This window comes from Streptomyces caelestis, assembly GCF_001279005.1.
GTDB classification, from domain to species: domain Bacteria; phylum Actinomycetota; class Actinomycetes; order Streptomycetales; family Streptomycetaceae; genus Streptomyces; species Streptomyces heliomycini.
The window spans coordinates 23,048-36,008 of sequence record NZ_LGCN01000225.1; the positions used below are offsets into that span (position 1 = coordinate 23,048).

Here is a 12,961-nt window from a genome sequence, read left to right on the forward strand (position 1 = left end):
ACCCTGGGCGCGCTTCGGGCGTCAGGGCCGCCGGGTTCCCGGTGACCAGGACCAGGGGGCGTGTTCGGCGGTGATCAAGGAGGCCCGCACGAGGCCCTTGGTCCGGGTCCCTGAACCCCTCTCGAGCGGAGTTCGTCACGCAGGCGCCGGGCCACCTGACCCATGAGGGCGTCGGCGCCCGGCTGCCTGCCGGCGGCCACCCGTGACTCGGTCAGGACGGCCACGGCATAGGTCTGGCCGTCGGCGTGTTCGACGACGCCGACCTCGTGGCGCAGGTTGAGCAGCATGCCCGTCTTGGACGACCACGTGGAGGCGTCGGAGTCGAAGTCCGGGGCGAGGCGGTTGCGCACGAGGTTGTCGGCCATGAGGCCGCGCACCCGTGCCGCGACGTCGGGGTGGATCGCCGGGGGCTCGGCGCCCCCGGTACCGGGCCGCGACCGCCAGAGTGCCTGCAGGAGGTCGACGAAGGCCCGCGCCGTCCCGGTGTTGGCGCGTGAGATGTCGAGTTGCGGCACCCGGTGGCCGCGCCCGGGGGTGCCGGCGTCGATCGCGAGGGCGTGCGCGAGGTGTACGTCCGCCGGGTCGAAACGCTCCACCGGGGTCTCCGCCAGCTCGCGCATGGTGTGCCGGACGGCGATGCCGCGCAGCCCGAACTCGTGCAGGAACGCCCCGACCCGGGCGGGCGGGGTGAGTGCGAAGAGGGCGTCGGCGGCGCTGTTGTCGCTGATGCAGGTGCTGAGGTAGAGCAGGTCCTCCACGGCGACGTGGGCGGCGTGCCGGAACCGGCTGAGGCCGGTCGGGCCGGGGGTGGTGATCCGCCCGGGCGGCACCACGATCACCGCGGCGCCGTCGAGTTCCCCGCGCCGGATGCGTTCCAGTGTCACCAGGGCGAGCGGGATCTTCACGAGGGACGCGACGGGCAACTCGATGTCGGGGTCGATACCGATCTCGTCGCCCGTCTCCAGGTCCCGGACGAGGAACGAGCCGTACAGCCCGCCGTCGCGCAGCGTCCGGCGGAGCTCCCCGAGCAGCCTCTCGGTGCCCGTGGTCATGCGGCCGCCTCCGGGTGCTCCGTGGCGCCGAGGCACCGGGCGATGCCGCATGCGCAGGCCTGGCGCAGGCGGATCGCGTCGGCGTCCGACTCGTCCGCCACGGCCAGGGAGAAACCTCGTGCGAAGCCGGGACCGAGCTCGCCGACAGGTCGCCAGTGGAGGCGGAGTTCGCGGGCCTGCGCGGCCGAGCACAGCAGTGCGTCGCCCCTGCTCAGCACGTCCGCCGCGGCGGCGGCCACGGCGGGTGCGACGGCCAGTTGGGCCGGGCGCAGCCCGACGGCGTCGCGCAGGCGGACGAGACGGTCCCGGACGTGCGGCACGTCGTCCTCCGGCTGGAGCAGCACGCGCCGCGGCCGCCGGTCGCGGTCGGTCCGGCCGGGGCGCAGGCTGTCCAGGTAGACCGGCCCTCGCGGATCGTCCGCGACCGCCAGTCCCAGCGGCACCGTCCAGGCCGCCCCGGTGGGGGCCACCGCGAGCAGCGCCGCACGCACCTGCCGGGACGTGACGAGGTCGGAGCGCTCCGCGGGCCCCGCGGGACACGGGTCGAGGAGGACTCCGTGGCCGTGCGCCTCCGCGATGAGGCGGGCGAGGGCTCCGGTGGGACAGATGGCGGGAACGGCGAGCCGCAGTGGCCGGCGCCGCACGGCCTCCGCCTCGTTCTCGAACCGATCGGCCGACTGCACGAGCTGCCTCGCCGACGGCAGCATGTCCCGGCCGAACGGCGTCAGCGTCACCGCCCGCGACGACCGGTCCAGCAGCCGCTCGCCCAGGCGCTGCTCCAACGCGGCGACGCGGCGGCTCACGACGGACTGGGCCGTGCGGACCGCTGCCGCGCCCACCGTGAAACTGCCGTGCTCACTCACACTGACGAACGCGCGGCATGCCGCAACAAGATCCACGCGTCCTACTATGCCAAAACGGCATGGAGCCGAACGTCCGCGTCTTGGACCTCGGCGGCCCACCGGCCGGAGAGTGGTCGCCGTCCAGGGCTTTCCCCGGACTCGCACGGTCCGTTTGTCCTTCAACGGCTTGGAGTTCCATTCCATGACGTACTCGCTTCGCATCCGCCGGGGCGCCGCCTGGGCGGTGGCCGGCTCACTCGCGCTCGTCGCCCTTCCGGCATGCGGTCAGCAGACCGCGTCCGGGCCCGGCGCACCGGCCGCCTCGAAGCGGTCGGCATCGCCGGCCGCGGCCACGAAACCCACCGCTCCCGAGTTCCGGGCACTGGAGCGGGAGTTCGACGCGCGGCTCGGCGTCTACGCCCTGGACACCGGCACGGGCCGGTCGGTCGGCTACCGGGCGGACGACCGGTTCGCGTACGCCTCCACGTTCAAGGCGCTGGCGGCGGGCGCCGTCCTCCGGAAGCACGGAACGGGCGGCATCGACAAGGTGGTCACGTACGCGCGGGGCGACCTGGTCGCGTACTCGCCGGTGACCGAGAACTTCGTCGGGACCGGCATGAGTCTGCGGGATCTGTGTGCCGCCGCTCTCTGGTACAGCGACAACACGGCGGTCAACCTGCTCCTCGACGAACTCGGCGGCCCCGACGGCCTGGAGAAGGTGCTGGAGGAGTTCGGCGACGACGTCACCGAGATGGACCGGTACGAGCCGGAGCTGAACGACGCCGCACCGGGCGACATCCGCGACACGAGCACACCGCGCGCGATGGCGGAGAGCCTGCGGGCGTTCCTGCTCGGCGACGCCCTGAAGCGGGACGAACGTGAGCTCCTCCGGCAGTGGATGACGACGAACACGACCGGCCGGACGCTCATCAGGGCGGGTGTTCCCGACGGCTGGGACGTGGCCGACAAGAGCGGCTCCGCCGGATACGGGGGCCGCAACGACATCGCCGTGGTGTGGCCGGAGGACGGCGGCAACCCCGTCGTCATGGCGGTCATGTCCACCCGCGGCAAGGAGGGCGCCGACCGCCGCGACGCCCTGGTCGCCAAGGCCGCCACCGTGGCGGCCGACGCCCTGGGCCGCTAGCACACGGTCACTCGCTCTCCTAAGCTCGCTGCCACCCGTGGCCCCGGACACGGCCGCCGGCTCACGCCGGGCCCGCCCTCATCAGCAGGAGGTACGACCATGCCGGCCGACGCCGCAGCCCACATCCGCCTGGCCCGGCCCTCGCGTGACCTCCGGGCAGCGGAACGCTTCTGGGTCTCGGGCCTCGGCCTCGACGTCCTGTACCGGCACGCGGCGGACGGCGCCCCGGGAGAGAGCTCGCTCCTCATGGTCGGCTGGCCCGATGCCGGCTGGCATCTGGAACTCGTCCACGATCCCGCGGCTCCCCTGGAGCCGCGGCCGACCCCCGAGGACCTCCTGGTCGTCTACCTCGGCGAACCGGTGCCCGACTCCCTGGTGGGGCGGCTCGAGCGGCACGGCGGGAAGCGCGTACCGGCTCACAACCCGTACTGGGACACCTGGGGCGTGACGCTCCAGGACCCCGACGGCTATCTGCTGGTGCTGTCCCACCGCACCTGGTCCAACGCGTAGACGTCGCGAACGTGCTGGTCACAGCCGTTCGCTGAGGGCCGCGACGGGAACGGTCACTTCGTTTCGAGGGCAGGAGACCCTGCGGGGTGCTCGGCTCGACGGCACCGGAGAGAAAGCGGGGCGCTTCCGGTGCAACTGTTCCAGGAGGCCGGCGGGTGGTCAGACCCGAAGGTAGGTGATCACGGCCTGGACCCGCCGGTGGTACTGGGTGTCGGGCTCCAGCCCGAACTTGGTGAAGATGCTGCGGATGTGGGTCTCCAGCGTCTTGCCGCTGATGGCCAGACACCGGGTGATGGCCTCGTTGGAGCGGCCCTCGGCCATGACGGCGAGCACCTCCCGCTCGCGGTCTGTGAGCTCGTCGACGGCGCTGTCGGACCGTTTGCGGCCGAGCAGCCGGGCGACCACCTGTGAGTCGATGACGGACTCTCCCGCCGCCACCCGCACCAGGGCGTCGTGCAGTTCACCGAAGTCGGCGACGCGTTCCTTCAGCAGGTAGCCGAACCCGCGGGGGGAGGCGGCGAGTGCGCGCAGCGGGCCGCCGGTCTCCACGTACTGCGAGAGCAGGAGCACCCCGACGCCTGGGAAGCGCTCCCGAAGACCGGCCGCCGCCCTGATGCCCTCGTCGGTGTGGGACGGGGGCATGCGGATGTCCAGCATGACCACCTCGGGGGCCCGGTCGGCGACCATCTGCGGCAGGCCCTCGCAGTCGCCGGTCTCGCCGACGACCTCGATGCCGGCCTCGGTGAGCAGTTTCACCAGCCCTTCTCTGAGGAGGGCGGAGTCCTCTGCCACGATCACGCGCACGGCAGCTCCGCCCTGACCCGGGTGCCGCCCTCTGGGCCGTCACAGACCCGCAGCACCCCGCCCGCCGCTGCCAACCGGTCGGCGAGCAGGCTCAGTCCGGTGCCGCCGGCGGGGTCCGCGCCGCCGGTACCGTCGTCGGTGACCTCGACGACCAGCAGTGCGCCCTCCCTCCGCACGGAGATCCGCACCCGTTCGGCACGGGCGTGCTTGACGGTGTTCGACAGTGCCTCGCAGACGGTGAAGTAGGCGGCGGACTCGATGAACGGCGGGTACCGGCCGGGCTCGGCGGTCACCTCGGCAGGCAGGGGGGACCGTTCCGCGACCGCGGTGACGGCGGGGCCGATGCCCTCGCGTGTCAGCAGGGCCGGATGGATGCCCTGGGCGAGCTCCCGGAGGTCCTCCAGTGCCTGGCGCAGGGTCTTCTCGGCCTCGACGACCGCCCGGCGCAGCGCCGCGTCCTCCTCCCCGGTCCTGTCGTCCCTCCCGTCGCCCCGCACGAGGAGTGAACCCGCCCGGCGCAGCGTCATCAGGGCCAGGACGAGACGGGTCTGCGCCCCGTCGTGCAGGTTCCGTTCCAGTTCCCGCCGCTGGTCGTCGGCGGCCCGCAGCAACCGGGAACGGACCTCGGCGGTCCGCTCCTCCCTCGCCCGGATCTCCGCGCGCAGCCGCACGGCGCGCAGACACAGTCGTACGGCGGCACCGGCGGCGGCCAGTAGTTCGGGTTCGTCGTCGAGGGCGGAGTCGTGCACGAGGACCGCGGAGTGGGGATCCTCGTCCGCCGTGTCACCCACCGGGGTGACGCTCCGTCCGGTTTCGCCGAGGGCCGGCGGGAACAGCGGACGACCGTAGGGGTCGATGTAGGCGGGTGGGACGGCGTCGAGGACCTCGATGCCGTCCCACCCGCGCGTCTCGTCCGTGTCCCCGGAGCCTCCGGAACCCGCGGCGCTTCCTCCTTCGGTCCGCAGCCCCAGTTGCGCCGACGGGTCGCCGAGCGCGCGGGCCAGGGCCTCCTGCAGGCGCCGCAGACCGGGGCCGGCGGCTGCCTCGGTGACCAGATCGGCGATGGCGGCGCGACGTAGCCGCATCCGCAGCAGCCCGGCCAGGAAAGCGAAGGGGACGGCGATCTGACTCAGGTCGGAGGGCAGGGCCAGGGCGGTCGCGGCGGGGCCCAGCGCACCGGGCGCCAGAACGTAGAGCATTTCCCAGCCGATGAACGCGACGGCCACGGCGACCGCGATCCAGGCGGGTATCAGCGCACGCCGGCGCGCCGGTCCGCCGCCGCGCCAGCGGCTCACGAGCCGGGTGACGCAGAGCAGGGTGAGCACCACGCCCAGCCACCGGTAGCCGAGGTCGACAGCGGCGAAGAGGCCCGGGTCGGAGTGGAGCAGTAGCGCGTTCGGACCACAAGTGCGGCAGTTGAGGTAACTGGCCGTGCCGACGGCCGCCGGATCGTAGAGGAGCGTACGGATCAGTCCGCCCACGCCGACGAGAAGGTAACCGGCGGAGACGACGCGCCGGTCCGTGACCGTCGTCAGGCGCCCTTCGGGGTAGGCCAGGAGGAGGTGGGCGAGAACAGCCAGATTCAGTGCCTCCGTCCAGGCCCCGACGGCGAAGAGGCCCGGCACGGCCGTTCCCTGCAGATTGCCCAGGAACCAGGTCAGTCCCTCGGCGAGCATCAGCGGGCCGGTGCCGTTGCCCGGTCTGCGCCACCAGGCGACGAGTCCGGCAGCGGCGTAGGACCAGCCCACGGTCAGGTCCCGCAGCACATCGGTCCAGGAGGCCCCTGCTCTCCCATAGGCCCAGGCTCCGCAGCACCCCGTCGCCAGAGCCGCCACCACCCCGGTGGGCAGCCGCCACCCATGCCGCTCCGCCGGCGTCACGGCCGCCGCTGTCACCGCTGCCAACGCCCTCCCCCGCACACGCCGTCCAAAGCTCCGCGCCCCGCTCCGGACGATGACAGGGCGACCATACGAACCCGAGCGTCGGCACGCCAGCGGAAGCGGAAGCATCCGGACACCGGTGCCGTGAGATCCCGGCGACGGCCGCACTGCGCGACGGACGGCCGGATGCGTCGCGTCCGGTGGCCGGTTCCAGCCTCAGGGCCTGCCCCGATGTCCGCCTGGGCGGTGGTGCGTACGTTGTGCCCGTCGCGATGACCCGGGGTCGTACCCGGGCCCGGTACGGGTCCGGAAACCGAACGGGGCATCGATCGTCCCGCACGTACGAAGGGAGACAGCGCGTGAAACGCCTTCTGTTGGGGGCCGCCGTGGCCGGCCTCGTCCTCGCAGCCTCTGTTCCCGCACAGGCCCACGACACAGACGACTGGATCAGGACCAGCGGCTGGAGCGGCCTGTCCAACAGCCGTGCCACGGGCTGGGTCAGCTATCCCACCAACAGCGAACAAGCCGACGGGTGGGGCAGGGTCGACTGGAGCGGCGGGAACGTCGAGGTCCACGCCGGCGCCAGGGATCTGGTCAACGACGGCTGGTGCGCCGTCACCGAGGTGCGCTACAAGGTCAAGACCGGCGGTTCCTGGTCCGACCACTGGCACTACCGCTCGCCGGCGGTGGACTGCGACATCAACGACGGCCAGGTGATCTCGTCCTACTACAAGTCCCGGTACCCGACGAAGGACGTCCACTTCCGGGTCTGCCTCGGCTGGAGGGACGGCACGACCTTCCAGTGTTCGAACTGGGGTTGAGCACGGGTCGGCGGGGTCGGGGGTGCCGACAGCCGGTCCGGTCCGGCCGAGGGCGTTCGTTCCCACTGCGCCCGGGTCACCGGCTCCGTCGACGACGGCGCCCGGGTGGCTGCGACGTCATTGCCGACGTCGCAGCCACCCGCACCGGACCGGTGACATGGATCTGCCGGGCTGCGGCAGCCGGGGAAGGTGTCCCGTGCTGCACGCGGCCGCAGCCGCTCACCCGCTCCCGTCGTGATACGGCTGCCCCACCGGGTCACGTCGACCGCGTGCCGCTTGCCCTTGTCACCGGCATGGCGGCCCGGCCGGTACGCCCGTACGAGCAGACCGGCGCCGGCGGATCCGCGCGGACAAGCCCTGGGCAGGTGCTGCGCAGGTGGCGGATGCGTAGGCGAGGGCCCGCCGCTGCCGGATCAGCGTGCACCCATGTCACGGAGCGACTCCCCAGGGCATTCCACTGCGGGACGCTGCTCTGCCAGGAGCAGCGCCAGCGGACCGGCCGGGAGGAGGAAGCGGCCTTCGTGCACGGCCCGGAGCGCGTCGTTCATCGGCCACCACATGAGCCTGAAGCCCTTTTCGGACTCGGTGAGTTGCTACGGGCCGAGCGTCAGGTCCCGGGCCTCGAAGAGGTGGACGCGCGCGGGGGAGGCCGGCGTGATCGCGTGGGAGCCGAGGGAGCGCCACTTCCGGGCGGTGACGCCTGCTTCCTCGCGGAGTTCACGGCGGGCGCACTCCAGCGGGGTCTCCCCCTCTTCCCGGCGGCCTCCGGGAAGGAACAGGTACTCACCTCCGTGAGCGGGAAAGTCGGCGCTCAGCAGGGCCACAAGGCCGTCCGCGTCGCGCGCCACGACCACGGAGGCGTCACGCGTCGTTCCCTCGCTCATGCGGAGCGAGCATAGGGGCCGGCCCCGGCTACCTCGACCGTAGCGGGGTTCTCAGGCAGTGCTCGGGGCAGCGGCAGGGCTGTGGGGAACACGAGTCGGGCAGTCGTTCCTGCGCCAGGGGACTGTCTCCTGGATCCGTCCGTGAGAGCGTCGTGCTTGTGATCGAGTCCTGGGTGATCAATGACGACAGCCCTGCCCCCGTGTCGTCCGAAGCGGTGCGGGAGGCCCTCCGGGCGAGGATCGACAGCGGGCGGCTTGAGACGTGGCTGACCAGTTCGTCCGGACGATCACTGGCCTTCGTGACGCATACCGAGCGCGCGATGGTGATGCCGCTCGGGGAAGAAGGCGATCCCGGCGAGCACGCCGTGGATCCGGAGGCCACGGGACTGAGCGGCGGGTTCGTCCTCTCCAACGGGCAGGACGACGCGTACCCGGATGAGGACACCGTCCCCGTCGATGAGGCGTTCGGGCTCGTGGAGCACCTCGTCGGCACGGGGTTCTGGCCGGCGGACGCGCACTGGGTGGGTGATCGCTGACAAGGGCTGTCACCGGGCCCGGACGAGGAGGGCGGCGGGGCGGAGCGCGGCCTGGCCGGACGAACCCGAAGACGCCCACCACCACGCCCGTCCGTGAGGGGCGGACCGCCCCTCACGGACGCCGCCCGAACTCGAGTGGGCCTCCGTCACCTTCGCCAGAAGAGGTGGTGGGTCACGCCGCTCGGGCTGGGCACGACCTCCAGGTGGAACCGGTCGAGCAGTTCGTCGGGGGACTCCCACAGGCGCAGTCCGGATCCGAGCTTCACCGGTGAGACCGCCACGTGCAGGGTGTCGACGAGGCCGGCGTCGAGGAACTGCCGGATGGTGGTGACCCCGCCGCCGAGCCGGACGTCCTTGCCCCGCGCCGCTTGCCGCGCCCGCTCGAGGACCGCGGCCGGGTCGCCGCCGACGAAGTGGAACGTGGTGTCGGAGAGCGTGAACGAAGGACGCTCGTGGTGGGTCATGACGAACACCGGTGTGTGGAACGGCGGCTCCTCCCCCCACCAGCCGCGCCACTCGTGGTCGTGCCAGGGCCCGCGCTGGGGCCCGAACTTGTTGCGGCCCATGATCTCGGCGCCGATGTCGCGCGCGAAGTCCCGGGTGAAGTAGTCGTCGAGGCCCCGGCTGCCCCCGGGGTCCGTGCGCATGGGCCAGCTCGCCGTGGCGCCGGCCCACGCGAACAGCCGCTCGGGACGGTCGAGGCCGAACGGCTGCTCGAGGCTCTGGTGCTCACCGGCGCCGATGCCGTCGCTCGAGACGTTGAAGTTCATGACTCTCAGCAGTTGATCCATGCGTGTCCTCGTCGGTTCTGTCGTGCGTCCTGCGGCGGGGCGCCGCACATCATGACGTCGAACGGGACACGGCCGGATCGACAGTGGCCCACGACTTTTTTCCGAGGCGCGTCGGGCGGCGGCTCCGTCGGCGGTCTGGCCGTCGCGGACGGGGACGGCATCGAGGTGTCCGGGGCGACCGCCGCGGCCACTCACTCGCGTCGCACCGGGCCTCACCGCCCGGGCGACCGGGCGACCGGGCGACCGGGCGGACCCGTGCGGTCGGAGCACCGGCGCGCTCGGGAGTGGCCTGGAACCGGGGGTCGGGCAGCCTGTCTCCGGCCTTCCGAGGCGGGACTTGACGGATAGCCGGGCGGACGGTTGCCGGGGCCGCGAGAACCCTCCGAGGGTAGGTGTATGTCGAAATCATCGGTCGCCGAGGCACCGCCCTCGGTGACGCCGGGGACCGCACCGCTCGTCGCGACCGTCGCCACCGTGTCCGTCATGGGCGTGCTCGTGGTCGGCCAGATGTACGTCACCATCCCGCTCATGCCCGAACTCGCCGGCGCCTGGGGCGTGTCGACCGGAGCGGCGGCGGCCTCGACCACCGCGTTCGCCTTCGCCCACGCGGTGGGCTCGCTGCTCAGCGGGCCGCTGTCCACCCGCTGGGGGCGGCGCACCGTGATGGTGGCCAGCGTCCTCGCCACGGCCCTCGTCACCGCCCTGCTGCCCCTGGCGGGCTCCCTGACCGACGGGGTCGTCCTGCGCGCCCTGCAGGGCCTGTTCGCGGGCTCGTTCATCCCCATGGCGTACGCCTACATCAACGCGCGCGTCGCCCCGCACCGCGCCTCCCTGGCCCTGACGGTGGTCTCCGCCTGCATGGGGGCCACGGTCGTGATCGGCCAGGTCGAGGCGCAGCTGGTGGCGGCGTGGTTCGGCTGGGTGTGGACGTTCTGGGGGACCGTGCCGCTGCTGCTGGCGGGGGCCGTCGTCTCCTGGCGGGTGCTGCTGCCCGAGGAGCGGCAGATCGGGGGCGGCCTCTCCGGCGTGAAGACCGCCCTGAACCCCCGGATCATCCCGCTGTACCTGGTCATCCTGGTCGGCGCGGGCAGCCTCACCGCCCTCTACACCGGAGTCCAGCTGTACGGGCCCGACGCGGTGACGGACGGCGGCGGGCCGCTGCTCGCGCTGCGCGCCAGCGCCCTGCCGGCGCTGCTGGGCGCCGCCCTGGTCGCCCCCTTCCTGGCCCGTTTCCCCGCCTCCCGCCGCGCCACCGGAGCGCTCCTGGTGACCGTCGCCGCGCTGCTGGCCGCCGCCCTCGGCGGGAACGACGCCGTCGCGCTCGGGGCCGCCCTGTTCGCGTTCATGGCGGGCTTCTCCACGCTCGGCCCCGCGCTCATCCAGTCGGTCGGCGCCCGGGCCGGGGCGGCGGCCCAGACCACCGCGATCGCCCTGTACGGCTTCACGCTCAACGTGGGGGCCGGGGCGGGCGCCCAACTCGCGGCCTTCTTCAACGAGTTCTCCTCACTGGCGCTGTTCCTGGCGCTGGTCCTGGCGGTCGCCGTCTGCGGCGTCGTACGCGGCGGGCGTACGACCTGACGCACTCGCGGGCCCTTCGTTGCCGCGCCCCCGCCCGGCGCAGAACGATGTGGCCGGCGGCCGCACATTCCACCGCCCACGTACTCATGACCCCGTACGCCCAGGGAGCGCCCGACCATGACCAACGTCGCCGTCATCTACTACTCGTCCACCGGTTCCACCCACCAGCTCGCCCAGGCGGCCGCGGACGCCGCCGCCGCGGAGGGCGCCGAGGTGCGGCTGCGCCGGGTACCCGAACTCGCGGCCACCGGACGGCCCGGCTCCCAGGAGCACGCCGACAAGGTGGCGGACATACCCGAGGCGACGCCGGACGACCTGGACTGGGCCGACGCGGTCCTGCTCGGCTCGCCCGTCCACTTCGGGCTGGCCGCCCCGCAGCTGATGCAGTTCATCAACACGTCCTCGCCGCTGTCGATCCAGGGCAAGCTGCTCAACAAGGCCGTCTCCGCCTTCGCCTCCGGTTCCGCCGAGCACGGCGGCCAGGTGACGACGATCCTGGCGCTGCACAACGCGATCTGCCACTGGGGTTCGGTCATCGTCGCCACCGGCTCCGCCGACCCGGTGCTGTACGAGAAGAACAACGGCAACCCGTACGGCGCGAGCACCGTGACCGGCAACCGCACCGGCTTCATCCACGACGAGAACGTCGGCGCCATCGCCTACCAGACCCGCCGCACCATCCAGGTCGCCGCGGCGCTGAAGGCCGCCGCCGCCGCTCCGGCCGCCGCCTGACCCGAGGGGAGAGAGACATCATGGCAGTCAGCGACCCGGCCCGGTTGCCCTCGGTCTTCGTGGAGGCCTTCAACGCCAAGGACCTCGACGCCATCGACCGGCTCTTCGAACCGGAGGCGGTGCGGGTGCTGCAACCGGGCGTGGTGGTGACCGGCGACGGCCGCCGCCGGGCGACCAGCAGCTTCCTCGCCCTGGGCGTCCCGATCGAGATCAGCCTCCGGCACACGTACGTCTACGACGACACGGCCCTGCTGATCGGCGACTTCGTCATCGACGGCACCAAGTCCGACGGGGAGCACATCCACCTCGAGGGCACCGCCACCGACGTGGCCCGGCGCGGCTCCGACGGCCTCTGGCGCTACATCATCGACAACCCGCCGGGCGTCGAGGTGGGCGGGGAGTAGCCCGCCGCCCCGCCCCCCTTGCTGCCGGCCCGTCGCCCGGCCGCCGCGCGCGGCCGGGAAACCGGTCGACCGGCCGGAAAGGGAAGGGACTTGACGGACTATTGAATTCCGGTGGCCGGCCCGCCGTGCCCGCGACACCATGGAGCGCGAACCCGTAGCCGAAAGACGGCTCGAGCACTCCATCCGATGAGGGAGCAGTACAGGCATGACCAATGTCGCCATCGTCTACTATTCGGCCACCGGAAACATCCACAAGCTGGCTGTCGCCGCCGCCGAGGCGGCGGAGAAGGCCGGGGCCGAGGTAAGGCTGCGGCGGGTCGCCGAAATCACCGACGAGCCGCTCGCGCCCAATTACCGGGAATGGACCCAGGCGAACAACGAGCACGCGGCCGCCGCCGGCGAGGTGCAGGTGGCCGCCATCGACGACCTGGACTGGGCCGACGCCGTCGTCTGGGGCACGCCGGGCCGCTACGGCCTGCTGGCCGGACCGCTCAAGCACTTCATCGACCAGACCTTCGAACTGCACGCGCGGCGCGGCCTGATGAACAAGGCGATGTCCGCGTTCACCTCGACGGGAACCCCGCACGGCGGCCAGGAGTCCACGATCCTGTCCCTGAGCAACGTCTTCTACCACTGGGGGGCCGTCATCGTGCCGCCCGGCGTCACCGACGACATCCTGCTCACGCCGAGCAACGGCAACCCCTACGGGGTCAGCGCCACCTCGGGCCTGCAGGCCATCCCGGGCCACCTCGCGCAGAACGTCACCGACGACAACCTCGCCGCCGTCGGCTACCAGACCGTGCGCACGATGCGGGTGGCCGAAGCGCTCAAGCAGGGGCTGAAGAAGGGCTGACCCCCTTTTCCCGATCCCGTGTGCCGCACACGGCCGGCCGGACCGCGCTCTTCGCGCGGCCCGGCCTTTTCTTTTCCCTGCGATATGACACATTGACGCCCCTTCCCTTTTTCATGACGCATTCACATGG

General features: G+C 72.5%; 14 protein-coding genes. 8 read left to right on the top strand and 6 right to left on the bottom strand.

What is annotated here, in order from left to right; genetic code table 11:
- Nucleotides 1–74 precede the first annotated feature (74 nt).
- Both ADK41_RS28265 and ADK41_RS28270 read right to left on the bottom strand, forming a co-directional pair.
- On the bottom strand, nucleotides 75–1,052 hold the full coding sequence (locus ADK41_RS28265; RefSeq protein ID WP_051843583.1) for a serine hydrolase: 978 nt from the start codon (nucleotides 1,050–1,052) through the stop codon (nucleotides 75–77).
- Entirely contained in the window at nucleotides 1,049–1,951 is a 903-nt protein-coding gene (locus ADK41_RS28270; protein ID WP_030835535.1) for a LysR family transcriptional regulator, read from the bottom strand. The genes ADK41_RS28265 and ADK41_RS28270 overlap by 4 nt, the downstream gene beginning before the upstream one ends.
- A gap of 145 nt (nucleotides 1,952–2,096) precedes the next feature.
- Here ADK41_RS28270 and bla point away from each other — a divergent pair, with 145 nt between their 5' ends.
- Nucleotides 2,097–3,038: a class A beta-lactamase gene (gene bla, locus ADK41_RS28275; protein ID WP_030835531.1), complete on the top strand. Its 942-nt coding sequence runs from the start codon at nucleotides 2,097–2,099 to the stop codon at nucleotides 3,036–3,038.
- A 99-nt stretch (nucleotides 3,039–3,137) separates the two neighbouring features.
- Complete coding sequence (locus tag ADK41_RS28280; protein WP_030835528.1) at nucleotides 3,138–3,548, top strand: VOC family protein; 411 nt, start codon at nucleotides 3,138–3,140, stop codon at nucleotides 3,546–3,548.
- Between the two features lie 159 nt (nucleotides 3,549–3,707).
- Here ADK41_RS28280 and ADK41_RS28285 read toward each other — a convergent pair whose 3' ends face one another.
- Together ADK41_RS28285 and ADK41_RS28290 are read right to left on the bottom strand one after the other, a co-directional pair.
- Nucleotides 3,708–4,346: a response regulator transcription factor gene (locus ADK41_RS28285; protein WP_037805247.1), complete on the bottom strand. Its 639-nt coding sequence runs from the start codon at nucleotides 4,344–4,346 to the stop codon at nucleotides 3,708–3,710.
- Complete coding sequence (locus ADK41_RS28290) at nucleotides 4,343–6,247, bottom strand: sensor histidine kinase (RefSeq protein ID WP_234319116.1); 1,905 nt, start codon at nucleotides 6,245–6,247, stop codon at nucleotides 4,343–4,345. The genes ADK41_RS28285 and ADK41_RS28290 overlap by 4 nt, the downstream gene beginning before the upstream one ends.
- Before the next feature lie 344 nt (nucleotides 6,248–6,591).
- On the opposite strand from ADK41_RS28290, the gene ADK41_RS28295 reads away from it, so the two are divergent.
- Nucleotides 6,592–7,053 carry a hypothetical protein gene (locus ADK41_RS28295; RefSeq protein WP_158717720.1) on the top strand — a complete coding sequence of 154 codons (462 nt, stop codon included), beginning with the start codon at nucleotides 6,592–6,594 and terminating at the stop codon, nucleotides 7,051–7,053.
- A gap of 593 nt (nucleotides 7,054–7,646) precedes the next feature.
- Here ADK41_RS28295 and ADK41_RS44120 read toward each other — a convergent pair.
- On the bottom strand, nucleotides 7,647–7,937 hold the full coding sequence (locus ADK41_RS44120) for an NUDIX hydrolase (protein WP_324604923.1): 291 nt from the start codon (nucleotides 7,935–7,937) through the stop codon (nucleotides 7,647–7,649).
- Nucleotides 7,938–8,089: 152 nt separating this feature from the next.
- On the opposite strand from ADK41_RS44120, the gene ADK41_RS28305 reads away from it, so the two are divergent.
- Nucleotides 8,090–8,473, top strand: a complete 384-nt coding sequence (locus ADK41_RS28305; protein WP_234319109.1) for a hypothetical protein — start codon at nucleotides 8,090–8,092, stop codon at nucleotides 8,471–8,473.
- Nucleotides 8,474–8,619: 146 nt separating this feature from the next.
- Here ADK41_RS28305 and ADK41_RS28310 read toward each other — a convergent pair whose 3' ends face one another.
- Nucleotides 8,620–9,264 carry a dihydrofolate reductase family protein gene (locus ADK41_RS28310; protein ID WP_030835511.1) on the bottom strand — a complete coding sequence of 215 codons (645 nt, stop codon included), beginning with the start codon at nucleotides 9,262–9,264 and terminating at the stop codon, nucleotides 8,620–8,622.
- Nucleotides 9,265–9,660: 396 nt separating this feature from the next.
- Between ADK41_RS28310 and ADK41_RS28315 the strand changes: the two genes are divergently transcribed.
- From ADK41_RS28315 to ADK41_RS28330, 4 genes are all read left to right on the top strand, one after another.
- Nucleotides 9,661–10,842 carry an MFS transporter gene (locus ADK41_RS28315; RefSeq protein ID WP_078662187.1) on the top strand — a complete coding sequence of 394 codons (1,182 nt, stop codon included), beginning with the start codon at nucleotides 9,661–9,663 and terminating at the stop codon, nucleotides 10,840–10,842.
- A 117-nt stretch (nucleotides 10,843–10,959) separates the two neighbouring features.
- Nucleotides 10,960–11,574: an NAD(P)H-dependent oxidoreductase gene (locus ADK41_RS28320; protein ID WP_030835505.1), complete on the top strand. Its 615-nt coding sequence runs from the start codon at nucleotides 10,960–10,962 to the stop codon at nucleotides 11,572–11,574.
- 20 nt (nucleotides 11,575–11,594) lie between these two features.
- On the top strand, nucleotides 11,595–11,978 hold the full coding sequence (locus ADK41_RS28325; protein ID WP_037805242.1) for a YybH family protein: 384 nt from the start codon (nucleotides 11,595–11,597) through the stop codon (nucleotides 11,976–11,978).
- 205 nt (nucleotides 11,979–12,183) lie between these two features.
- Nucleotides 12,184–12,831, top strand: coding sequence for an NAD(P)H-dependent oxidoreductase (locus ADK41_RS28330; RefSeq protein ID WP_030835502.1), 648 nt, complete (start codon nucleotides 12,184–12,186; stop codon nucleotides 12,829–12,831).
- Nucleotides 12,832–12,961 lie beyond the last annotated feature (130 nt).

What these genes read in the sequence shown, in the direction of transcription:
- ADK41_RS28265 (WP_051843583.1), bottom strand. Translation starts at nt 1,052, where the DNA reads ATGACCACGGGCACCGAGAGGCTGCTCGGGGAGCTCCGCCGGACGCTG.
- bla (WP_030835531.1), top strand. Translation starts at nt 2,097, where the DNA reads ATGACGTACTCGCTTCGCATCCGCCGGGGCGCCGCCTGGGCGGTGGCC.
- ADK41_RS28280 (WP_030835528.1), top strand. Translation starts at nt 3,138, where the DNA reads ATGCCGGCCGACGCCGCAGCCCACATCCGCCTGGCCCGGCCCTCGCGT.
- ADK41_RS44120 (WP_324604923.1), bottom strand. Translation starts at nt 7,937, where the DNA reads ATGAGCGAGGGAACGACGCGTGACGCCTCCGTGGTCGTGGCGCGCGAC.
- ADK41_RS28310 (WP_030835511.1), bottom strand. Translation starts at nt 9,264, where the DNA reads ATGGATCAACTGCTGAGAGTCATGAACTTCAACGTCTCGAGCGACGGC.
- ADK41_RS28315 (WP_078662187.1), top strand. Translation starts at nt 9,661, where the DNA reads ATGTCGAAATCATCGGTCGCCGAGGCACCGCCCTCGGTGACGCCGGGG.
- ADK41_RS28320 (WP_030835505.1), top strand. Translation starts at nt 10,960, where the DNA reads ATGACCAACGTCGCCGTCATCTACTACTCGTCCACCGGTTCCACCCAC.
- ADK41_RS28325 (WP_037805242.1), top strand. Translation starts at nt 11,595, where the DNA reads ATGGCAGTCAGCGACCCGGCCCGGTTGCCCTCGGTCTTCGTGGAGGCC.
- ADK41_RS28330 (WP_030835502.1), top strand. Translation starts at nt 12,184, where the DNA reads ATGACCAATGTCGCCATCGTCTACTATTCGGCCACCGGAAACATCCAC.